The 22,206-nt window shown below is 70.5% G+C and carries 15 protein-coding genes; 12 read left to right on the plus strand and 3 right to left on the minus strand.

What is annotated here, in order from left to right:
- The first annotated feature begins 343 nt into the window (after positions 1-343).
- From ABZ027_RS40795 to ABZ027_RS40810, 4 genes are all read left to right on the plus strand, one after another.
- Positions 344-2,989 (plus strand): CocE/NonD family hydrolase, encoded by a 2,646-nt coding sequence (locus tag ABZ027_RS40795; RefSeq protein ID WP_356777722.1) that lies wholly within the window; start codon positions 344-346, stop codon positions 2,987-2,989.
- Complete coding sequence (locus ABZ027_RS40800) at positions 2,986-3,849, plus strand: ABC transporter permease (RefSeq protein WP_356777724.1); 864 nt, start codon at positions 2,986-2,988, stop codon at positions 3,847-3,849. The genes ABZ027_RS40795 and ABZ027_RS40800 overlap by 4 nt, the downstream gene beginning before the upstream one ends.
- A gap of 155 nt (positions 3,850-4,004) precedes the next feature.
- Complete coding sequence (locus ABZ027_RS40805; RefSeq protein WP_356777726.1) at positions 4,005-5,786, plus strand: fatty acyl-AMP ligase; 1,782 nt, start codon at positions 4,005-4,007, stop codon at positions 5,784-5,786.
- Positions 5,783-12,559, plus strand: a complete 6,777-nt coding sequence (locus ABZ027_RS40810) for an SDR family NAD(P)-dependent oxidoreductase (RefSeq protein ID WP_356777728.1) — start codon at positions 5,783-5,785, stop codon at positions 12,557-12,559. The genes ABZ027_RS40805 and ABZ027_RS40810 overlap by 4 nt, the downstream gene beginning before the upstream one ends.
- A 48-nt stretch (positions 12,560-12,607) precedes the next feature.
- Here the strand turns inward: ABZ027_RS40810 and ccrA are convergent, their stop codons facing one another.
- Positions 12,608-13,951, minus strand: coding sequence for a crotonyl-CoA carboxylase/reductase (gene ccrA / locus ABZ027_RS40815; protein ID WP_356777730.1), 1,344 nt, complete (start codon positions 13,949-13,951; stop codon positions 12,608-12,610).
- 300 nt (positions 13,952-14,251) lie between these two features.
- On the opposite strand from ccrA, the gene ABZ027_RS40820 reads away from it, so the two are divergent.
- The gene (locus ABZ027_RS40820) at positions 14,252-15,268 is read left to right on the plus strand and encodes an alpha/beta hydrolase family protein (RefSeq protein WP_356777732.1); all 1,017 of its coding nucleotides are present in this window, start codon (positions 14,252-14,254) and stop codon (positions 15,266-15,268) included.
- A gap of 42 nt (positions 15,269-15,310) precedes the next feature.
- On the plus strand, positions 15,311-16,549 hold the full coding sequence (locus tag ABZ027_RS40825; RefSeq protein ID WP_356777734.1) for a glycosyltransferase: 1,239 nt from the start codon (positions 15,311-15,313) through the stop codon (positions 16,547-16,549).
- A 167-nt stretch (positions 16,550-16,716) separates the two neighbouring features.
- Here the strand turns inward: ABZ027_RS40825 and tnpB are convergent, their stop codons facing one another.
- Positions 16,717-18,174 carry an IS607 family element RNA-guided endonuclease TnpB gene (gene tnpB / locus ABZ027_RS40830; RefSeq protein WP_356777736.1) on the minus strand — a complete coding sequence of 486 codons (1,458 nt, stop codon included), beginning with the start codon at positions 18,172-18,174 and terminating at the stop codon, positions 16,717-16,719.
- Positions 18,171-18,746: an IS607 family transposase gene (locus ABZ027_RS40835; RefSeq protein WP_356777738.1), complete on the minus strand. Its 576-nt coding sequence runs from the start codon at positions 18,744-18,746 to the stop codon at positions 18,171-18,173. Before ABZ027_RS40835 ends, tnpB begins: the two co-directional genes overlap by 4 nt.
- Before the next feature lie 137 nt (positions 18,747-18,883).
- Here ABZ027_RS40835 and ABZ027_RS40840 point away from each other — a divergent pair, with 137 nt between their 5' ends.
- From ABZ027_RS40840 to ABZ027_RS40865, 6 genes are all read left to right on the plus strand, one after another.
- A complete protein-coding gene (locus tag ABZ027_RS40840) occupies positions 18,884-19,126 on the plus strand; it encodes a hypothetical protein (protein WP_356777740.1) in 243 nt (80 codons plus the stop codon).
- A gap of 113 nt (positions 19,127-19,239) precedes the next feature.
- On the plus strand, positions 19,240-19,536 hold the full coding sequence (locus ABZ027_RS40845) for a DUF6207 family protein (RefSeq protein WP_356777742.1): 297 nt from the start codon (positions 19,240-19,242) through the stop codon (positions 19,534-19,536).
- Positions 19,537-19,711: 175 nt separating this feature from the next.
- The gene (locus ABZ027_RS40850; protein WP_356777744.1) at positions 19,712-19,990 is read left to right on the plus strand and encodes a hypothetical protein; all 279 of its coding nucleotides are present in this window, start codon (positions 19,712-19,714) and stop codon (positions 19,988-19,990) included.
- A gap of 647 nt (positions 19,991-20,637) precedes the next feature.
- The gene (locus ABZ027_RS40855) at positions 20,638-20,895 is read left to right on the plus strand and encodes a hypothetical protein (protein ID WP_356777746.1); all 258 of its coding nucleotides are present in this window, start codon (positions 20,638-20,640) and stop codon (positions 20,893-20,895) included.
- A gap of 377 nt (positions 20,896-21,272) precedes the next feature.
- Positions 21,273-21,530 (plus strand): hypothetical protein, encoded by a 258-nt coding sequence (locus ABZ027_RS40860; RefSeq protein ID WP_356777748.1) that lies wholly within the window; start codon positions 21,273-21,275, stop codon positions 21,528-21,530.
- Between the two features lie 222 nt (positions 21,531-21,752).
- Positions 21,753-22,004 (plus strand): hypothetical protein, encoded by a 252-nt coding sequence (locus tag ABZ027_RS40865; protein WP_356777750.1) that lies wholly within the window; start codon positions 21,753-21,755, stop codon positions 22,002-22,004.
- Positions 22,005-22,206 lie beyond the last annotated feature (202 nt).

Below are 22,206 nucleotides of genomic sequence, written 5' to 3' on the forward strand. Positions count from 1 at the left end.
GTCGTCTTCTTGACCGACGAGCTGCCCCACCGCCATGGTGCGTTCCCCGTACGTCGGGCAACGCATCGCGGACGGCCCGCCGCAGCGAGACGCGGTGGCTTGTCTCCATCCGGGAAGACCAACGGACCCAAGGGGCGCGGGGCGGTGTCCCATATGCGGCTCCGCCGCAGGGGCGCGACCAGCCACAACGCACCCGCCCCCGGCGCACAACAGAAACGCCCGAGCTCCTGGCCGCCGTACCACGGACGCGGTACATGAAACCGCCCCCGTACCTCCGGGGGATGGCGCTCACTTCAGCCCACAGTCGATAAACCCCGACAGCGTCACCCCGTACCGTTGACGCATGGATCTTCGACTGCCCCGGCTACGAGGCATGCTCCGGGGACCGCGACGGCTCGCCGCCACCGCGGCCGCCGTCGTGGTGCTCGGCGGCGCCGGGACATGGACGGCCGTCGCCGACGACGACACGCCCAGGGTGAACCGCGCCGACCAGGTGATGCCACTCGACGGCGTCCGCATCGACACCTCGTACTTCACCTCATCAGGAACCGGCCGTCGTCCCGCCGTCCTGCTCGCGCACGGCTTCGGCGGCAGCAAGGCCGACGTACGGCAGCAGGCGGAGGACCTGGCCCGGGACGGGTACGCGGTACTGACCTGGTCGGCCCGCAGCTTCGGCAAGTCGACCGGCAAGATCGGGCTGAACGACCCGAAGGGCGAGGTCGCCGACGTCCGAAAGCTCATCGACTGGCTGGCGAAACAGCCGCAGGTCCAGCTCGACAAGCCCGGTGACCCGCGTGTGGGCATGGCGGGCGCGTCGTACGGCGGCGCGATCGCGCTGGAGACCGCCGGACTCGACCACCGGGTGGACGCCGTCGCCCCGGCGATCACCTACTGGAACCTCGCCGACGCGCTCTTCCCGAACGGCGTCTTCAAGAAGCTCTGGGCGGGCATCTTCGTCAACACTGGCGGCGGCTGCGACAGGTTCGAGCCGCAGCTGTGCCGGATGTACCAGCGGGTCGCCGAGTCCGGCCGGCCGGACGCGCAGGCCGTGAAGCTCCTTCAGGAACGTTCGCCCTCCGCGGTCGCCGACCGCATCAAGGTGCCCACGCTCCTGATGCAGGGCCAGACCGACTCCCTCTTCCCGCTCGGGCAGGCCGACGCCGCGGCGAAGGCGATCCGGGCAGGCGGCGCCCCCGTCGACGTCGACTGGATCGCGGGCGGGCACGACGGCGGCGACATGGAGACCGGCCGGGTCCAGGCCCGGGTCACCTCCTGGTTCGACCGCTACCTCAAGGACGACAAGGGCGCCGACACCGGCCCCGCCTTCCGCGTCACCCGCACAGGAGGCGTCGACTCCACCGACGGACAGGCCCTGTTGCGGGGCGCCGACGGCGCGACCTACCCCGGTCTGGAGAGCGGACCGGAATCCATCGCCCTGAAAGGCCGCGAGCAGCGCTTCGACAACCCGGCGGGCGCCAGCCCGCCCGGCGTCTCCGCGCTGCCCGGCCTCGGCGGCGGCGGACTCGCCCAGCTCTCCTCGCTGGGCGTCGGCGTCTCGCTGGACTTCCCCGGCCAGTACGCCGCGTTCGAGTCGGCGCCGGTCACCGACGACCTGCGCATCACCGGATCGCCGACGGCCACCCTCCACGTCAAGTCGACCAGCGACGACGCCGTCCTGTTCGGGAAGGTGTACGACGTCGGACCCGACGGCGGCCGACAGGTGCTGCCCTCCCAGCTCGTCACGCCCCTCAGGGTCGAGGGCGCCAAGGCCGGCAAGGACGTGACGATCACCCTGCCCGCCGTCGACCACGACATCGAGAAGGGCCACCGGCTGCGCCTGGTCCTCGCCTCCACCGACCTGGGATACGCCTCCCCGGCCGCCCCGGCGACGTACACCGTCTCCCTGAAGGGCGACCTCAAGGTGCCCACGGCCCCCGGTGTGCGGACCGCGGCCGCCTCGCTGCCCACGTGGGTGTGGTGGCTGCCGCTCGCGGGCGCGCTGACCGCCCTGGCCCTGCTGCTCACCGCCCGCCGCCGCACGGCCACCCCGGCCCCGGCCCCGGAGCTGGCCGAAGTCCCCCTGGTGATCACCGACTTGAGCAAGCGGTACGCCAAGTCCACCGACCGGTACGCGGTCAAGGAGCTGTCGTTCCGTGTGGAGAAGGGACAGGTCCTCGGACTCCTGGGCCCCAACGGCGCCGGCAAGACGACCACCCTGCGCATGCTCATGGGCCTGATCAGGCCCGACGGCGGCGAGATCCGGGTCTTCGGCCACGCGATCCGGCCCGGTGCCCCGGTGCTGTCGAAGGTCGGTGCGTTCGTCGAGGGCGCCGGGTTCCTCCCGCACCTTTCCGGTCGGGAGAACCTGGAGCTGTACTGGCAGGCGACCGGCCGTCCCGTCGAGGACGCCCACCTGGACGAGGCCCTGGAGATCGCGGGCCTGGGTGACGCGCTGGCCCGCGCCGTCCGCACCTACTCGCAGGGCATGCGCCAGCGCCTGGCCATCGCCCAGGCCATGCTCGGCCTGCCGGACCTGCTCATTCTCGACGAACCCACCAACGGCCTCGACCCGCCACAGATCCGCGAGATGCGCGAGGTGATGATCCGCTACGCGGCGGCCGGCCGCACGGTGATCGTCTCCAGCCACCTGCTGGCGGAGGTCGAGCAGTCCTGCACGCACCTCGTGGTCATGGACCGGGGCAGGCTCGTGCAGGCCGGTCCGGTCGCGGACATCATCGGCTCCGGCGACACCCTTCTCGTCGGCACCGCAGCGCCCGTGGAGGAGCCGGTCGTGGAGAAGATCGCCGCGCTGCCGGGCGTGGCGTCGGCGGTACGCACCGACGACGGACTCCTGGTCCGCCTCGACGCCGACGGCAGCGCGCGGCGCCTGGTCGTCGAACTCGTCCGGCTCGAAGTGCCCGTCCAGGCGGTGGGCCCGCACCGCCGCCTCGAAGACGCCTTCCTCACCCTGATCGGAGGCTCCGCGTGAGCACCCTCGTCGAACGCACCGAGGTCGCCTCCGGCTACCGGGCGGGCCGCACGCTTCCTCTCCGGGTGGAGCTGGTCCGCCAGCTGAAGCGGCGTCGCACCCTGGTCATGGGCGGGATCCTCGCCGCCCTGCCGTTCGTCCTGCTCATCGCGTTCGCCATCGGCGGCACGCCGGACGGGAACGACGACCGGATCACCCTGATGTCCACGGCCACGTCCTCCGGCGCCAACTTCGCCGCCGTGAACCTGTTCGTGTCCGCCGGTTTCCTGCTGGTCGTGCCGGTCGCCCTGTTCTGCGGGGACACGGTGGCCTCGGAGGCCAGCTGGTCCTCCCTGCGCTATCTCCTCGCCGCTCCGGTGCCGCGCGCGCGGCTGCTGTGGTCGAAGCTCGTCGTCGGGCTCGGCCTCAGCCTGGCCGCGATGATCCTGCTGCCGGTGACGGCCCTGGCCGTCGGCTCGGCCGCCTACGGCTGGGGGCCCCTGCAGATCCCCACCGGCGGCTCGCTCGCGCCGGGCACGGCGGCGCAGCGACTCGTGGTCGTTGTCGCGTACATCTTCGTGTCCCAACTGGTCACCGCCGGGCTGGCGTTCTGGCTGTCGACGAAGACCGACGCGCCGCTCGGCGCGGTCGGCGGCGCGGTCGGTCTGACCATCGTCGGCAACGTCCTGGACGCCGTGACGGCTCTCGACCACTGGCGCGACTTCCTGCCCGCGCACTGGCAGTTCGCGTGGGCCGACGCGGTGCAGGCCACCCCCGAGTGGTCCGGCATGATCCAGGGCACCGCCGTCTCCGTCACATACGCCCTCGTGCTGTTCGCGCTGGCCTTCAGGGGGTTCGCCCGCAAGGACGTGGTGTCGTAGGCGACGGCACGGATGCGAACGACGGTATCCGTGCCGCGCACCCGGCGTGTCGATCTATCAACATTATCTGTTCATGTTTCGCTGGCTCCAAATAGGGGCGTTTCAGGCAGTTCCGGAAAGAACGGAAGTGCCTCCAGCGAAGGCATGGTGATCAAATGTCGTCAGTCACGGGCGACACGCTCAGCCGCCATCTGGCCCTCTCCGCCCGGCAGGCGCCCGATGAGACAGCGTTCACCTTCGTGGACTTCCACGCCGACCGGGACGGGACCTCCGTCGAGCTGACGTGGAACGAGCTGGACACCCGGGTGCGGGCGGTGGCGGCGGGACTGCGCCGGGCGGGCGCGGTGGGCGAGCGCGTGGCCATCGTCGCGCCGCAGGGCCTCGACTACGTCGTCGGCTTCCTGGGCTCGCTGTGCGCGGGCGCGATCGCCGTGCCGCTCTTCCCGCCCGACCTGCCCGGCCACGGCGAGAAACTGGCGGCCGTGCTGGCCGACGCACAGTCCGCCCTCGCGATCTCCGCCCCCGACCAACGGGAAGCGGTGGCCGATTTCTGCACCGGCCACGGAATCACGCCCCCGGTGCGTGTCATGAGCGTCGAGGGGTTGGTGCGGACCGCCGGCACGCCGGGTGCGGAGGCCCGGACCGCCCTGGAGCCCCTGCCCGAGGACTGCGCCTACCTCCAGTACACGTCCGGTTCGACGCGGACGCCGTCCGGGGTGGAGATCACCCATGCCAACGTCTGCGTCAACGCGCGGCAAACACTGGAAGCGTATGACGTGGGCCCCGGGCTCCGCTCCGTCGTGAGCTGGCTCCCGCTGTATCACGACATGGGCCTGATGATCGGGATCGTCATGCCGCTCGTGCGCCGCATGCCGTCCGTCCTCATGGATCCGTTGGCGTTCGTCCAACAACCGGTCCGCTGGCTCCGCCTGCTCACGCAGCACGACGGGGCCCTCACCGCCGCACCGAACTTCGCCTACGACTACTGCGTTCACCGGGTACCACCCGAGGAACGGACGGACCTGTCCCTGGGCTCCGTCGCCGTCATGATCAACGGCAGCGAGCCCGTCAGCCCGCGGACCCTCGAGCGCTTCCACGAGGCCTTCGCGCCGTCCGGCATCCACCGGACCACCATGCGCCCCTCCTACGGCCTCGCGGAAGCCACCGTGTTCGTCGCGGCGTCGCCCGCCGGGGAGGAACCGACCGTCACCCCCTTCGACCGGGAGCTGCTGGCGCAGGGGATCGCACGTGTCGCCGAACCGGCCGAAGGGGGATCCGTCACCGAACTGGTCGCCTGCGGCCGGCCGACCGACCAGGAGGTGGCCATCGTCGATCCGGCCACCGGTCGCCGGCAGGACGACGGGACGGTCGGGGAGATCTGGCTGCGCGGCCCGAACATCGGGCGCGGCTACTGGGGCCGCCCGCAGGACGGACACCACTTCGGCGCCGTCATGGAGGGCGAGGACCCGGACGATCCGGCGCGGCGTTGGCTGCGCACGGGCGACCTGGGGATCTGGCACGACAAACAGCTCTACGTCACCGGTCGCATCAAGGACCTGGTGATCGTCGACGGCACCAACCACTACCCGCACGACATCGAACTCACCGTGGAGAACGCGCACCCCGCCGTCCGGCGCCACCACACGGCCGCGTTCGCCGTGCCCACCGACGAGGGCGAAAGGCTCGTCGTCGTCGCCGAGCACGCCTCCGCCGTCTCCGACCCGCACACGCGCCTCGACGAGGTGACCCGAGCCGTACGCGGGGCCGTCTCGGTCACCCACGGCATCGCCGTCCACGACTTCGTCTACGCCCCACCGGGCGCCGTACCCCGCACGACCAGCGGCAAGGTGGCCCGCGCCGCCTGCCGCGCCCGCTACCTCGACGGCACCTGGACGGCCACGAGACCCGCGGCACCGAAGAGAACCGGCGCGGCATGACCGGCGCACCCGGAGAGGCGACGGCCGCCGAGTTGCGCACCCTGCTGCGTCAACTGGTCGCCGACCTGTGCGGCGTAACCGGCGACGAGCTCGACGACCAACGTCCCCTGACCGAGTACGGACTGACCTCGCGTGACGCGGTCGGTCTCAGCGGACGGCTGGAACAGCTGCTCCACCGGACACTGCCCGCCACCCTGGTGTGGGAGAACCCGAGCATCGAGCAGCTGGCCCGCAGGCTGGCGCCGGGAGACCCACGCGAAGACGGCACCCGCACCCCGACCGCGGCCGTCGCCACCGACCACTCCGCCACCGACCACTCCGGCACCGACGCGGTCGCGGTGGTCGGTGTCGGATGCCGCCTCCCCGGCGGCATCAACGGACCGGACGCCTTCTGGGAGGCGCTCCTCGCGGGGACGGACGCGGTGAGCCAGGTCCCGGACGAACGCTGGCAGCACTTCGACGACGGGGCGCCCCAGACCGCGGCGGTACTGGCACGTACCACTCGCTGGGGCGCCTTCCTGGACGACATCGAGGGCTTCGACGCCGACTTCTTCGGGATCACGCCCGGCGAGGCCGACGTCATGGACCCCCAGCAACGGCTCCTTCTCGAAGTGGGGTGCGAGGCCCTCGACCACGCGGGAATTCCACTCTCCGCCCTGCAAGGCAGCGCGACCGGCGTGTTCGTCGGTCTCAGCGCCCTCGAGTACGGGCATCTGACCACGGCGGACCTGCCGGGCGTCACGCCGTGGACGAGCAGCGGGGCGGCAGGCAGCATCGCCGCCAACCGCCTGTCCTACCTGCTCGACCTCCGCGGCCCCAGCATGACCATCGACACCGCCTGTTCCTCGTCCCTGGTCGCCCTGCACCAGGCCTGCCGCAGCCTCCGCGACGGTGACTGCGACACCGCTCTGGCCGCCGGAGTCAACGTGCTGCTCTCACCGGCCGTCACCGCCAACTTCGACCAGGTCGGCGCGCTGGCACCGGACGGCAGATGCAAGCCGTTCGACGCGCGGGCCGACGGCATCGCACGCGGCGAGGGATGCGGTGTCGTCGTCCTCAAACGGCTCACCGACGCCGAGCGCGACGGCGACCGGATCCTGGCCGTCGTCCGCGGCACGGCCGTCAACTCCGACGGCCGCTCGGCCGGGCTCACCGCACCCAACCCGGTCGCCCAGGAGGCACTGCTGCGCAGCGCGCTGCGGGACGCCGGCACGGACGCGACGGACATCGGCTACGTCGAAGCGCACGGCACCGGAACGCTGCTGGGCGACCCCATCGAGGCGGGCGCCCTGGGCGCCGTCCTGGGCCGTGACCGCCCGCCCGGCCGGCCGCTGCTGATCGGCTCGGTCAAAAGCAATCTGGGGCACCTGGAGGGCGCGGCGGGAATCGTCGGCCTGATCAAGACGGTGCTCTCGCTCCACCACGCGACGCTGCCCGCCAGCCTCCACTTCCACAGCCCCAACCCCCACATCGACTTCACCGAGCTGGGCCTGCGCGTCGTCACCGAGCCCACCGACTGGCCGACCGAGGACGGGCGCCCCGCCCTGGCGGGGGTGTCGGCGTTCGGCTTCGGCGGCACCAACGCCCACGCCGTCCTGGAGCAGGCGCCCGAGCCCCAGCCCGACCCCTCGCCCGCCGACGCGCCCCGGCAGGACACACGTGGGCGAACCGACGAGGGCGTCCCGCACATCCTGCTGGTCACGGCACGCACACCGGACCGGATCAAAGACGCCGCCACCTCTCTCGCCCGGTGGCTGCACACGCGGGGCGCCGCTCTGTCGCTCACCGACGTCTGCCACACGCTGGCGCACCGACGCCGGGGCCCGGCAGGGGCTGCCGTCGTCGGCCGGGAGCCGCACGACCTCACCGCCGCGCTCGGGGCGCTCGCCAAGGGCGAGTCCCCGACGGGCGTCGTGCCCTCACGGACCGAACACGCTCATGAAGCTGACGGGGAGACGTCACGCCGCCCCGTTCTCGTCTTCTCCGGTTACGGATCCCAGTGGAATGGGATGGGCCGCCGACTGCTGCGCGAGGATCCCCGCTTCGCCGCGTCCGTGGGCGAACTGGACCCCGCCTTCGAGGCGGAGACGGGCATCTCCCTGACGGACATGCTCTCCAGCACGGACCTGCTCGCCGGCACGGACCGGGGCACCGGCGTCGACCGTACCCAGCCGCTCCTGTTCGGCCTGCAACTCGCCCTGGCCCACACCTTGCGGGCCTACGGAGTGGTACCCGCCGCCGTCATCGGACACTCGATGGGAGAAGTGACCGCGGCCGTGGTCACCGGCGCCCTGGACACTCGCGACGGCCTACGGGTGATCCTCGCCCGTTCCACCCGGCTCGCCACCGTCGACCAGGCACAGGCCGGCGCCATGGCCGCCGTGGAGCTGCCGGAGGAAGCCCGCGCCGACGTCCTGGGCCGCCGACCGGAGGTCAGCATCGCGGTGTACGCCTCGCCGCAGCGGTGCACCGTCACCGGGCCCAGCGAACCGATCGCCCGTCTCGTCGAGGAAGTCGAGGCGCGGGGGCGGCTCGCCCGCCTCCTCCCGGTCAGCGGCGCCGGACATTCACCGGCGGTCGATCCCGTCCTTCCGGCGCTGCGCGACGCCCTCGACGGCATCAGCCCACGAGCCGCGACCATCCCCTGGTACGGGACCGTCCTCGACGACCCGCGCACCGAGGTCCACGCGGACGCGGACTACTGGACCGCCAACGCCCGCCGCCCCGTCCGCTTCCAGCAGGCGGTGGCCGCCGCGGCAGCCGACGGCCACGACCTCTTCCTGGAGGTGTCACCGCACCCCATCGCCGTCGTCCCGATCACCGAGACGCTCGACGCGGTGATCCCGGGGCGCGGGCGCGTGCTGTCCACGATCCGCCGCGACAGTGACGAAAGCGTGCACCTGCGCACCGCGCTCGCGGAGCTCCACCTGGCCCAGGTGGACGGCCTGGCCGACCAACTGTGGCCGGACGGTGAGCGGTTGACCGTACCGAGCCCTCCCTGGCGTCATGTCCCGCACTGGTTCCGTCGCGGCAGCCGGTCCAGGCGTCCGTCCCAGGTGGGCGGCCACCCGCTGCTGGGGGCGCGGGTGGAGGATCCCGGCACGGACCGGGTCCTGTGGCACGGGGACATCGGCACCGACGGCTGGAACCGGCAGCCGTCCACGCTGCACGGCAGGCCCGTTCTGACGCTGCCCGCGTGCGCGGAACTCGTGATCGCCGCGGCGACCGCCACGATCACCACGGCGACGGCCACGACCGCGACGGCCACCGAGTCGGTACGCATCGAGGACCTGACAGTCCATCAGTGGCTGCCGATCTCCGCGAGGACACCGGTCACCACCGTCTGGGAGCCGGAGGGCCGCGATCAGGCCACCGTCAGCATCCACTCCCGGTCCGCCGCCGGCGCCTGGCTGCGCCACGCCTCGGCCCGCGTACTCACCGGCCCCGACGCGCTGACGCCTCGTGAGCCCGCCGCGACCGCCGCTCCCTTCGAGGACGCCTTCCCCGTCCCCGCCGCCGAGGACCACGCACCGGACCAACGACACGGAAAGCTCCTGCACGCCGTCCTGCACGCGCCGACCCGTCGGGACCTGCCCGGGGCGGACTCCGCGCCGTCCGCCACCGAAGAGGTTCCGGTCACCGTGCGGTCTCTGCGGGTACGGCTACAGGTCCCCGCCGATGCCGAATGCCGGGTCCGGTGCCTGCCCCGTACCGACGAACCGACCTCCGGCGACGGAGCCCCGGACCGATCCCACCGCGGCCGGTGGGACATCCACGCGGAGGACGACGGGGGACGGGAGCTGATCGTGGCTCACGAGACGCTGTTCCGGGCCGTCGGACCGGCGGAGGTCCCGCGGCCGCTCGATGAGACGACCTATGAGATCGAGTGGGAGAAAGCCCCGGTCTCCGTCCCCTCCCCACCGACCCATGTCCTCCTGCTGACGGACCAGCCCGAGGGCAGCGGGAACCCCTGTGCCGTCCCCCTCAAGTCGGCCCTTGAGGAGCAGGGCGTCGAGGTGACGGTCGCGCACACCCGGGACGGCTCCTTCCCCGGCCTGCTGGACGGCTGGCGCGAACAGACACACGACGGGCGGGCCGCCCTGGTCATGCTCGTGACGGACGGCCCCGAACCGCCCGGAACCTGTCGCGGGCTGCACGCCGCCGCGGACGTCGCCCGTCGGCTGGCCGCGGACCCGCGGCCACTGTCGGTTCCCCGGCTGTGGCTCGTGACCGAGCGGGCCCGGTCCGTCGTCCCCGCAGAGACCGGTAACCCCGATCTGGCCGCGCTGCGCGGACTGGTACGCGTACTGGCCCTGGAACAGCCCACTCTGCGCACGACGCTGGTGGACATCGACCCGCAACCCGGTCTCGTCGACGACCTGGTCCAGGAACTGCTCTGCGACGGCGAGGCCGACGAGGTCGCCTGGCGTGCCGGGACCCGCTTCGTCGCCCGACTGGCCGCCGCGGACCCGGACGACGCGCCCGGCCGCGTGCCCTTCGCGCGTCCCGACGGCGCGTACATCGTGACGGGAGGTCTGTCCGGCCTGGGCCTCGCGACGGCGCGACGGCTGGCCGAACAGGGCGCGGGCCGCGTCGTCGTGAACGGTCGCCGTGCCCCGGACCCCGACACACAGTCCGCCCTCACCGCACTCGGCGAGTTCGGCACCTCCGTCGCCGTGGTGCGCGGAGACGTCGCCGATCCCGGTGTGGCCGCGCGGCTGGTCGAGGCGGCGGTGTCCGAGGGGCATGCCCTGTGCGGGGTCGCGCACGCCGCGGCGGTGCTCCACGACCGCATCATCACCGACCTGCAACCGTCCGACATCGACGCCGTCTTCCGGCCGAAGGTCACCGGAGCCCTCGAGTTGGAGGCGGCCACCGAGGGGCACGACCTCGACTGGTGGCTGCTGTACAGCTCCGCCGCCGCCCTCTTCGGCTCCCCCGGCCAGGCCGCCTACGCCGCCGCCAACGCCTGGCTGGACGCGCACGCCCACCGCCGCCGCGCCGTCGGCCGGCCGGCGACCGCCCTCGCGTGGGGCCCCTGGGCAGAGCTGGGCGCGGCACCCCGTGACCCCGCCGTGAACTCCGCGATCGCCCTCGACCCCATCACCTCCGCCGAGGGACTGGACGCTCTCCAGGCGCTCGTCATCCGGGGCAGGGCGCACACCGGCGTGGTACGTCTGGACGCCCGTCGGGCACTGGAGGCCTTCCCCGGACTGGACGCCGTCCCCTTCTTCGCGGGGGTCCTGGGGGGCGGTCACCTCCCCGACGACGAATGGGACGGCCCGGCCGGCATCGCGACGCTGGGCGAGGCGGCCCCCGCCAAGATCTACGAACGTCTCGTCAGACGCACAGCCGCGGTCATGGGACGCGCGGTCCAGGACCTGGACGAGGACACTCCGCTGACCGACCTCGGTCTCGACTCCCTCATGACGGTGCGGATCCAGAACGCCGCCAAGCAGGACTTCGCCGTGGCGCTGCCCGCCCCTCTCCTTCTGCGGGGTGCCACGCTCCGTGCCGTCGGTGACGCGGTACTGCGGGAACTGGGTCTGCTGCGGGCTGATCCCCGTGAGGCCTCGGCGGACAACGAACCGCGGAACACCGGGCAGCAGCACGCCCGCGCCGGTGCGACCCCGACGCTGCCGACCAGGCTGGCCCCTCGCGACGCCGCCGAACGCGTGGTGGCCAGTGTCTGGAAGGAGATCCTCGGACACCCGCCGAAGGACGTGAACGAGGACTTCGTCGCCGCGGGTGGCGACCGGCGCACCGCACATCACCTGGTGGAGGGCGTCCACCGACGCCTGGACGCCACCGCACCGGGCCTCACCGCGGAGCGCGTCCTCGCCCACTCCAGCGTCGCCACCCTCGCGGAGCTGATCCGGCCGGTGGTGAACGGAACCGGCGAGTCCGTCCTGCGTGTCCTCCGCGACGGCCGGCCCGGCGCCGACCGCCCCGCCCTGTTCACCTTCCACCCCGCCGGCGGACCGACCTCGGTCTACCGGCCACTCGTCCAGCTGCTCCCCACCACACGCAATGTGTACGGATTCGACCGCGTGGACAGTCTGCGGACGATGGAGGAGAAGGCCGCCCACTACGTCGGCCTCATCCGCGAACTTCAGCCCGAGGGCCCGTACCACCTGCTGGGCTGGTCGTTCGGCGGCTGTCTCGCCTACGAGGTCGCCCGCCGGCTCCGCGAGACGGACGCGAGCGTGGGCTTCCTCGGACTCATCGACACCATCCTGCCGGCGGCTCTGCCGGGGCTGGAATCCAAGGAGATGCTCATCAAACGGTTCGGCCGCTTCGCCGAATACATCGAGAAGACGTACGGACGCCCCCTCGACCTGCCCTACGAGGAACTGGCCGCCACGCCTGACGAGCAGCAGATGGACGTGGTCATGCGGCTCGTCGCCGAGGCCGGTCTCGACATGAGCCCCGGAATCATGGAGCACCAGCGCACGTCCTACATCGACGCGCGAGTGGGGGAGCGCTACAGGCCCCACCCCTACCCGGGCCACGTCGTGCTCTACCGCGCCCAGGAGGCACAGCCGCTGACCACCGCCCTCGACCCCCGCTACCTGCGCGAGGAGGCAGACCTCGGCTGGGCTCCGCTGTGCCCGTCGCTGGAGGTGGTCCCCGTCCCGGGCGACCACCTGTCGCTCATCGACCCGCCCCATGTCGAGGTCATCGCGCGGCACCTCACCGAAGCCCTGGAAGGGCACGGCGACGAAGCCCTGGAAGGGCACGGCGACGAAGCCCTGGACGGGCACGGCGACTGACCCGCGGCGGCGACCGGTCCCGCGCGGATCGCGGGACCCGCCCACGCCCTAGGAAACCCCCGGCAGCGCACCGCTCCGGAACGCGCGCAGACGGTCCTCGCCCACGCGCTCCCTGGCCTGCGGGTCCGTCACCCCGAGCCCGGAGCGCGGAGCGAGACACAGCACACCCACCTTGCCGATGTGCTGGTTGGTCTGCACACTCCTGGTCGCCGTCGCGACCTCGTCCAGGGTGTACGTCGTCGACAGCGCCGGCAGCAGACGGCCCATGCCGAACAGCCGGTTGACCTCCCACTGCTCGTGCAGGTTGGCCCCGTGGCTCCCGATGATCCTCTTGAGCCGCATCCACAGGTAGCGGTTGTCGTAGGTGTGCTGGTAGCCGGTACTGGAACCGCAGGTGACCACCGTCCCCCCGCGCCTGGCGAGGAAGACGGAGGCCTGGAACGTCTGCCGGCCGACGTGCTCGAAGACGATGTGCGGGTCCTCGCCCGCCGCGTCACGTACGGCGGCGCCGAGCTTCTTCCACCCCTCCGGCCGCTGCAGCAGGGTGGCGTCACCCTCCTCGATCTCCGAGCGGTTGATGACCGCCTCACAGCCGAGGGACCGCAACAGGTCAGCTTTCTCACGGGAGTTCACCACGCCGACCGGGATGCCGCCACCGTTGCGCACGAGCTGGACCGCGTAGGAACCGAGCCCGCCGGTCGCACCCCAGATCAGCACCACGTCCCCCTGCTTCATCTGGGCCCCGCGGTCGCTGACCAGCATGCGGTACGCGGTGCCGGCGCACAGCGGATTGACGGCCGCCTCCTCCCAGGTGAGCAAGGCCGGCTTGGGCATCAGCTGGCTGGCCCGCACGATCGCGTAGTGCGCCAGTCCGCCGAAGTTCGTCTCGAAGCCCCACGCCTTCTGCCCCTGTCCGAGCATGCCGTCCCGGTGTGTCTCGTGGTCCTGGTCGTCGACGTACGCCGTCGCCACCACCACGTGGTCCCCGACCTTCCACTTGCGTACGGACGACCCCGTTCGCACGATGACACCCGAGGCGTCCGACCCCACCACGTGGTAGGGAAGGTCATGCCGCGCCTCCCACCCCCCGGCCTTCCCCATCTGCTTGAGGAACTGGAACGTCGGCAGCGGCTCGAACATCGCGGTCCACACGGTGTTGTAGTTGATGGAGCTCGCCATCACCGCGATCAGGGCTTCGTCCGGAGCCAGTTCGGGCATCGGGACCTGCTCCACGGAGAGGGACTTCTGTACGTCCTTGTCCTCGGTGTCCTGGAACATCTTGATGTCGGCCAGTCGCACCGTGGCCGCGGCGAACTCATCGGGCAGGGGCAGCTTCTCCAGCGTGGCCCGGTCAGCACCCGCGATGACGGCCTCGGACATGGTCGTGCTCATGGAGTCTCCCAACGGTTCCTGGGCCGCGTGCGGCTGCCCCGCAGTTCACTGGCCGGTCTTCCCCGCCACCTCTTCAAAGCAAGCCGCCTGCCTCGACATGGCGCAACCGCACAGTCCTCCGTCTGGCCCCATGACAGGCCGACCGGCGAAGCATCATGAATCGCCCTGATCGTGATCAGTTGATCATATCTACATAAAATCGGCGTGTCGGCTGGGCCTGAGAGCGCCGACGTCGGCATGGTCTGCACGTATATGTCGTATACCGATAGGGCGCTATCCGCCCCAAGGAGTCCCCCGCCCATGCCCTCCGCCCGCAGAATGCTCACCGGCCCCGCCCGCCTCACCGGCCGCTCACTCCTGGCCTGCCTCCTGCTCCTCACACCCCTGTACGGCACCGCCGCGGCCGCGGCCGGAAACGGTGAGCGGCAGGCGTCCCGGTCGGCCGGCACCGGCGCCCGGATCACCCACGTCGACCAACTCGACGACCGCACGGTGGACCTGACCGTCCGGTCACAGGCCATGAGAGCCTCCGTACCGGTCCGCGTGATCCTCCCCAAGAGCTGGAAGAGCGAGCGGGACCGCACCTTCCCGGCGCTCTACATGCTGCACGGAGGCGCGGACGACTACACCTCCTGGACGCGCGAGACGGACGTCGAGGAACTGGCGGACAACTCCGAGGTACTCGTCGTGATGCCCGACGGCGGGGAGCACGGCTACTACTCCGACTGGTACGCCGGCAGGCCCCGCTGGGAGACCTTCCACACCGTCGAACTCGTCCGGCTCATGGAGCGGAGTTTCCGGGCGAACTCCTCCCGCGCGGTCGTCGGCCTGTCCATGGGCGGCTTCGGCGCGCTCAACTACGCGGCCCGTCATCCGGGAATGTTCCGCTACGTGGCCTCCATGAGCTCGTACGTCGACCTCGACGACCCCACGGTGCGTTTCCTTATTCGTCTCGGCTCCGTCATGGAGGGCGTCGACATCAATCGCGTCTGGGGAGACCCGAAGAGACACGGCGACATCTGGCAGGCCCACAACCCGGCCGCCATGCCGGGCGCCTTCCTCGGAACGAAGGTCCACCTGTCCGCGGGAGACGGAACGCCCGGACCACTGGACGAAGGCCACACGGCCTCCGCGCTCTGGGTGGGCTCGGTGTCCGAAGCGGCACTTCCGGCCTCGCTGACCAAGTTCGCCGAATCGCTCCGCTCCGCAGGCGTCGACGTCACGACGAACCTCTACGAACCCGGAACGCACTCCTGGCCCTACTGGCAGCGCGAACTGCACAGCATCTGGCCCACGGTGACCCAGGAACTCTCCTAGCGAACCGGGCTTTCCGCGCGTACGACCAGGAGCGAGGCAAGCATGGGCCGGACAGTGGTGATCTTCGCCGCCGGGTCGCGTGGGGACGTCCAGCCGTGTCTGGCGCTGGGCAAGGCCCTGACCCGCCAGGGCGATTCCGTCCGCCTGCTGGCCAGCAGCCGATACGAGCCACTGATCACCGGGACGGGGCTGCGGTTCCACGCTCTCCCGGCGGACCCCAGCGAGATCATCGAATCACCCGAAGGACAGGAACTGCTGGCCGGCCGACGCAACCCGGTGGCCTTCATCCGCGGCCTCAACCGGATCATGCGGCCCCTGTTCGCCCGTCTGCTCGCCGAAACCCAGGCGGGTGCCGAGGGAGCCGACCTTGTCCTGGCGCCCACCTTCGGTCTGCTCGGCGTCCACCTGAGCCAGTACCTGCGCGTCCCGCACGCCCTCGTCCACTTCCAGCCCAGCCAGCCGACCGGCGCCTTCCCCCACCCGTTCACACCGGCCGCACGGTTCCTCGGACCCATCGGAAACCGCCTCAGTTACGAGGCGGTCGACCTGGGAGCGTGGCTGGCGTGTCGTCAGTTCATCAACACCTGGCGCAGGGAACACCTCGCCCTCCCCGCGCTGTCCCCTTTCGCACCGCACCGCCGACTCCGCCGGGCCCCCGTGCTGTGTGCGTTCAGCCCCACCCTCGTACCCCGCCCGCCCGACTGGGGCCCCAACGTCCACCTGACCGGCTTCTGGCATCACGACCAGCCCCAGTGGAAACCACCACGGCGCCTGCTCGACTTCCTGGCCGACGGACCGCCGCCCGTGTACGTGGGCTTCGGCAGCATGAGAACCAGCGACCCCAAGGCCACCGACCGCGTCGTACGCGCCGCACTGCGGCGCGCGGGACTGCGCGGAGTCCTGGCCGGAGACCCTGCCACGAGCGACGACGACATGCTCGCGGTCGAGGAGACTCCGCACAGCTGGCTGTTCCCCCGTATGGCCGCGGTGGTCCACCACGGCGGCGCGGGCACCACCGCGTCGGCACTGCGTTCCGGAGTGCCGTCCGTCGTCTGCCCGTTCTTCGGCGACCAGCCCTACTGGGCCGACCGGGCGCACCGCCTCGGCGTGGGACCCGAGCCCCTGCCCGCCCGTCACCTCACCGTCCCCGCTCTCGCCGACCGACTGCGAGCCGTCACCGAGGACAGCGACCATGTTGAGGCGGCCCGTCGACTGGGCCGGACGCTGACGGCCGAGGACGGGGTCGAGCGCGCCTGCCAGGTCCTGAACCAGCTCGCATAAATCGGTTGATCTGCCGCATCCCTCACGAGAGTGACGTCTGGATTGCGAGGCCGCCCGCATGGGCAGACACCGCCCGGAAGGTTGCTGCGGCAGTGGATCGTTCCCGTTGCCGAGACCGTGGTCGGGTCTCAGCATCCCGGGCGTTTCGGCCCGGAAGGTCCGTCACGTCACCAAAGTGTGAGAGCTTCGGCTTGAGTACGGTCTCTCGCTTCCGTCTGCCGCTGGTGCGGCAGGGGTGCGCCACCTGCCCGCCCCGCGCTCGCCTTGCGGCGGGTGCGGGTGACGCGGGTCTTCTGGTCGGCTCCACGAGGCTTCGACACCACCGGGGCGGTGTCCTGGTCTCCGGCCACTCCGGTACCAGTTACGGCGGCTGCCGCGAGCGCGGCGAGGTTGAGTGCGGCGTTGTCGTCCCGGTCCACAACCAGGCCGCAGGCGTCGCATTCGTAGGTCCTGACGTGCAGCGGCAGCTTGGCTTTCACCGCGCCGCACCCGGAACATGTCTTGGAGGAGGGGTACCAGCGGTTGGCCACGATGGTGTGGGTGGCGTGGCGCTGGCGGGTCTTGTAGTCGAGCTGGCGGCGGATCTCGCCGAATCCGGCATCGGCGATGCGGCGGGCCAGGCGCCGGTTCTTGAGCATCCCGGCGACGTTCAGGTCTTCGACCACGACGGTGCCGTACTCGGCCGCCACCTTCGTGGTCAGCTTGTGCAGGGCATCGGCGCGGAGGTTTGCCACCCGGTGATGCATTGTGTTGCGGGCGGCGTTGGCCTTCTCCCACCGCTTCGACGGTTTCTGTCCGGTGCGCCGGTTTGGGCCTTGGCGGCGGGAGACGGTGCGGGAGGCGCGGCGCAGCTGCCCCAGTGCCCGTTCGTAGTGCCCGGGGTTGGGGACGGTGCGGATCTCACCGGTGCTGTCGGCCATCACGGCGAGGGTCTTCACGCCGAGGTCGATACCGACCGTCGCGTCCGGGCGTGCCACCCGTTCGAGGTCGCGTTTGACCTCGGTCTGGAAGGAGACGAACCAGCGTCCGCGTTCGTGCCGGACGGTCGCGGACAGGATGCGGGCGGTCTGGGCCTTGACGCGGGCGAGGAGGTTGCTGGTGGGTTCATGGACGCGGATCGTCCCGAGCCGGGGCAGCGTGACGTGCCGGCCGTCGGTGTCGACGCGGATCGTGCCGGTCGTGAACCGGCAGGCCAGGCGCGCTTTCCGTTTCGACTTGAGCCGGGGCGGGCCCATCCGCTTGCCGCGCCGCTTGCCCTGCTTGGACTTGGCGTAGTTGTCGAACGCGGACGACGCGTTCGCCAGGCCGGTGGAGTACGCCTCCTTGGAGTTCTCCTCCCACCAGGCGGCGAACCTCACATCGGTCGTCTTGGCCTGGTTGAACGCCTTCCGCAGCGACGGCAGCGACCACGGCCGCCACTCGGTCAGCTCCGCCTCGGCGATGCCGTACGTTTCCTCGGCCTTGCGCTGCCACCAGGAGGCGGTCACCCAGCCGACAGCCCAGTTGTACGCGGCACGCGCGGCACCGCAGTGCGAGCGCAGCGCGTGCTCCTGGGTGGTGTTCGGGTCCAGGGCGAACCGGTACGCCTGCACGACGAACCCGGGCTGCGGCTGGAACTTCTTCACTCGGCGGCCTCACCGGTCGCTACCGCGACCGCGCGGGCGGCCCGGTTCTTCGCCGCCCGCCGTCCATACAGGCGGGCGCACATCGAGGTCAGTACCTCGGTGATGTCTGGCACCAGGTCATCGTCGGTCTCGGTGGGGTCGAGGACGACCAGGCGCCGCCCGGATGCGACCAGGACGGCTTCGAGGTGTTCGACGCCGAACCGTGCCAGCCGGTCGCGGTGCTCAACCACGATCACCGCCGCCTGCGGGTCGGACAGCAGACGGTGCAGCTTGCGGCGCCGCCCGTCCAGCCCTGAACCCACTTCGGTGACGACCTCGGCAACGGCCAGGCCCAGCCTGTTCGCGCCGGACACGACCCGAGCGGCCTGCCGGTCAAGGTCACTCTTCTGGTCGGCGCACGACACGCGGCAGTACGCCACGACACGCCCGTGGGACTGGACGGCGACCTCGTCGACCAGCCACGTCCCGGACGGCGCCTGGCGAACGGGGACGGGCATCTTCCCGTCCTTCACCCACCGCCAGGCCGTCTGGTAGCTCACGCCCTGCTGACGCGCCCACTCCGAAAGCTTCACAAGGCCACGCTAATCGAGACAAGCGACTAGAACTGACTACGAATGACTAGAAAATCTGTAGCACCTTTCACCCCCATGGCACTGCCGCGGCGGCCCTCCGGTCGCATCCGTGCGGGGGGCGGATCGTTTAACTCGTCATGAGGATGTGGGACGAGGACGGGTCCCCGGCGGACTTCGCCGGGCTGACGGTCGATGACTGGCTGAACAGCGGCGAGGGTGACTGCGGTTGCTGCCGCACCCTCCCCGCTGCCGTGCCCACCGCCGACTTACCCACCAGGTGCGACAGCGTGCGGGCGACGATGGAGTGGGCACGGATCGTCATGCTTCCGGTGGCCGTCCTCACCGTCCTGGCCGCGCTGACCATGGTGGCAGTGGGCTGACCCGGCCCCTCACGGGCGCTCCCGCGGGCGGTTCCACGGCGTTGATGATCTCGATCGGGTGAAGGTGCCAGGTGGGGAGAACGATCACGTCGGCGAAAGGCGTCATGGCCGACATGAAACCGATTCAGGACGTGCACATGGCGGAGCCGGGTCTGCTGGTCGTGGATGCCGCGGCCGCCGATGAGGAGACAGCGCTCGCCTTCCACCGGGCGGTCGCCCACCGGTGGGCGACCGCGGCCGCCGACGAGAAGACCGCGATCGCCTTCGAGCGCGCGGTCGCCGAGCCGTGGACGACCACGACCCCGGCCGCGACCGTGTCCGGCGACCGGGCGGCCCGGGTGCCTCGCCAGTCCGGGGTATGGCTGCGCTTCTACCTGGACCTGCGTGAGGAACTCGGCACCAGAGGGTGACCGCGGCCCCTTTCTTCCCTGGCTACTGCCGTACGGTCGGCTCCTCTGGTTGTCCTAAAAGGTGCATAAGTCAACAGGTGACACTCAATCGGGTGTGTCGGAAATAGCAGCTTAAGAGGGGCCCGTGTTAGCGTCTGTGACGAGTTGGACACGGTCCGTAAGGAGGGTCGTGTGCGTGAAGGAATCGGAGACGTTGATGCACAAGTTCAAGAAGGTTGCGGCCGTAGCGGCGATGGTCGGCGGCCTCGGCCTGGTCGGCGGCGGGGTTGCCAGTGCCAACGGCGGCCACGACTACGACGGGGACTTCCCGTTCGCCGTCAACAACCTCCAGGTCGTGGACTGTGACCAGGACTTCACCCCCGCCGCTTTCACCAACACTCCCGCCGCCGTCGCCGGCGACAGCTCGCAGTCCATCGGCAACTTCTGCACCGTGATCGGGTCCATCGGAGACTGATTCCGGGACCTCTTCCCGGGATGGTCCTGGACCTCCGGGGTGTGAACGGAAAGCGCCTCCGACCGGTGCGCACGAGGGCATATGAGGTCCTCGTCGCCGCACCTGTCGGAGGCGCTTCGCTGTACGCAAGAAGCCGATGGGTTCCCGATCGCCGTCAATGGCCTGCAGGTGGACGCGAGCAGGGCTTCCATCAGGCCTCTGCACCAACACCCCAGCCGCCGTCATCGGCGACAGCACGGCAACTTCTGCACCGTGATCGGGTCCATCGAGGACTGGTCCCGGGCGCCAGTGGTGCCGTGCTCCCGCGAGTGGCGTTACGGCCCACGGATGGCTGGCGCACGGGGTGCAAGGCCTTTCGGGCGTGAAGGGAAAGCATCTGCGAACGGTGTCTGTGAGGACTCTGCGGCTCTTGGGTGCGTGGCCGTCGGAGGTGTTCCGCTGTCGGTTTTCAGCGGCTCGGTCGCGTCCGCGGCCCTCTTGAGGACCTGTCCGACGCAATGCGGCCCGGCACTTTCGAAAGATCACTCCATCGACTGCCTCCAATCGGGTGTATCGGAAATAACAGCTAAACTGCGCCATATGTTATCTTCCGTGACGAGTTGGGCACGGTCCGTAAGGAGGGTCGTGTGCGAAGGGATCGGAGAGTCATGTACAAGTTCAAGAAGGTTGCGGCCGTAGCGGCGATGGTCGGCGGCCTCGGCCTGGTCGGCGGCGGGGTTGCCAGCGCCAACGGTGGCCACGACTACGACGAGGGCGTCCCGTTCGGCGTCAACAACCTGCAGGTGGTGGACTGCGAGCAGGACTTCAGCACCACCCTCTTCACCAACACCCCCGCCGCCGTCGGCGGCGACAGGGAACAGTCCATCGGCAACTTCTGCACCGTGATCGGGTCCATCGAGGACTGATCCCGGGCGCAGGCAGTCCCGCGAGCGGCGATGCGGCCCGCGTGTGACTGTCAACCGGGAAGGCGTCTGCCTTCCCGGTTCGGATGTGAAGGGAAAGCGCCTCCGAACGGTGCGCATGAGGACTCTGAGGTCCTTGGGTGCGTGGCCGTCGGAGGCGCTCTGCTGTCGGCCTTCAGGGGGTGGGTCGCCTCCGACGGTGCCATGCGAGGGTCTGTCCGACTCAATGCGGGTCGGCGCAGCCGAAAGGCGCATAACTCTCTGGGTTGAGCCAATCGGGTGTGTCGGAAATAGCGGGTTAAGTGCGGCGCATGTTATCTTCTGTGACGAGTTGGACACGGTCCGTAAGGGGGTCGTGTGCTGAAGAAATCGGAGACACGATGCAGAAGCTCAAGAAGGTCGCGGCGGTAGCGGTCATGGTCGGCGGCCTCGGTCTGGTCGGCGGCGGGGTTGCCAGCGCCAACGGTGGCCACGACTACGACGAGGGCATCCCGTTCGCCGTCAACAACCTGCAGGTGGTGGACTGCGAGCAGGACTTCCACCCCGGCGCCTTCACCAACACCCCCCTCGCTGTCACCGGCGACAGCACGCAGCACATCGGCAACTTCTGCACCGTGATCGGGTCCATCGGGGACTGATTCAGGACGCTGCGGGTCTCGCACCTCCAGTGTGAGACCCGCTCCCTTAGTCCTTGCCGCGTCTGACTCCCTGATCATCTGTCGGCTCGGGGCCGCAGAGGAGAGGGTCAGTAATTCGCGGGGCAGGGGATGCCGGGAAGCAGGTTCTAGGCGTCCCCTTCGCTGTACTGATCGAGGCCACGGCGTTTTGTCGTGGCCGCGAGTCAATCAATGGAGATACGCGTGCGCAGGTTCAAGAAGGTCATGCTGGTGACCGCCGCCATCGGTGGCATCGGTCTGACGGGTGCCGGGGCCGCACAGGCTCACGGCGCCGGCGGTGACTCGCCCGATGCCACCATCGACAACGCGCAGTTGCTGAAGTGTGAGCAGGAATTCACCTCCTCCCTGGTCACGGTCCCTGTGACGGTCTCGGTCCTGGGTGACAGTGTCACGAATATCGGCAACTTCTGCACGCAGGTCGGTCCACGTCAGTGATCGGTTGACTGCCCGGCGGCTGGTTCAGGGGCGAATCCTGCGTTGCGGCGCGGGCTTGGGTCCCTGAACGTCGGGCGTGCGAGCTGAACGCCGGATACTCTGTGCTTGCGCAGGGTCGATCCAATACCGCCAGCGGCCATCCTCCGTCGCGGGTCGCGGGTGGCTTTCGGACGCGTGGCGGGGTTACGGACGGTCGGTCAGC

This window comes from Streptomyces sp. NPDC006332, assembly GCF_040612855.1.
GTDB lineage: Bacteria > Actinomycetota > Actinomycetes > Streptomycetales > Streptomycetaceae > Streptomyces.

Excerpts from the sequence above, each read along its gene's own strand:
- ABZ027_RS40795 (WP_356777722.1), top strand. The coding sequence starts at position 344 with ATGGATCTTCGACTGCCCCGGCTACGAGGCATGCTCCGGGGACCGCGA.
- ABZ027_RS40805 (WP_356777726.1), top strand. The coding sequence starts at position 4,005 with ATGTCGTCAGTCACGGGCGACACGCTCAGCCGCCATCTGGCCCTCTCC.
- ABZ027_RS40810 (WP_356777728.1), top strand. The coding sequence starts at position 5,783 with ATGACCGGCGCACCCGGAGAGGCGACGGCCGCCGAGTTGCGCACCCTG.
- ccrA (WP_356777730.1), bottom strand. The coding sequence starts at position 13,951 with ATGAGCACGACCATGTCCGAGGCCGTCATCGCGGGTGCTGACCGGGCC.
- ABZ027_RS40820 (WP_356777732.1), top strand. The coding sequence starts at position 14,252 with ATGCCCTCCGCCCGCAGAATGCTCACCGGCCCCGCCCGCCTCACCGGC.
- ABZ027_RS40825 (WP_356777734.1), top strand. The coding sequence starts at position 15,311 with ATGGGCCGGACAGTGGTGATCTTCGCCGCCGGGTCGCGTGGGGACGTC.
- ABZ027_RS40840 (WP_356777740.1), top strand. The coding sequence starts at position 18,884 with ATGAGGATGTGGGACGAGGACGGGTCCCCGGCGGACTTCGCCGGGCTG.
- ABZ027_RS40845 (WP_356777742.1), top strand. The coding sequence starts at position 19,240 with ATGAAACCGATTCAGGACGTGCACATGGCGGAGCCGGGTCTGCTGGTC.
- ABZ027_RS40855 (WP_356777746.1), top strand. The coding sequence starts at position 20,638 with ATGTACAAGTTCAAGAAGGTTGCGGCCGTAGCGGCGATGGTCGGCGGC.
- ABZ027_RS40860 (WP_356777748.1), top strand. The coding sequence starts at position 21,273 with ATGCAGAAGCTCAAGAAGGTCGCGGCGGTAGCGGTCATGGTCGGCGGC.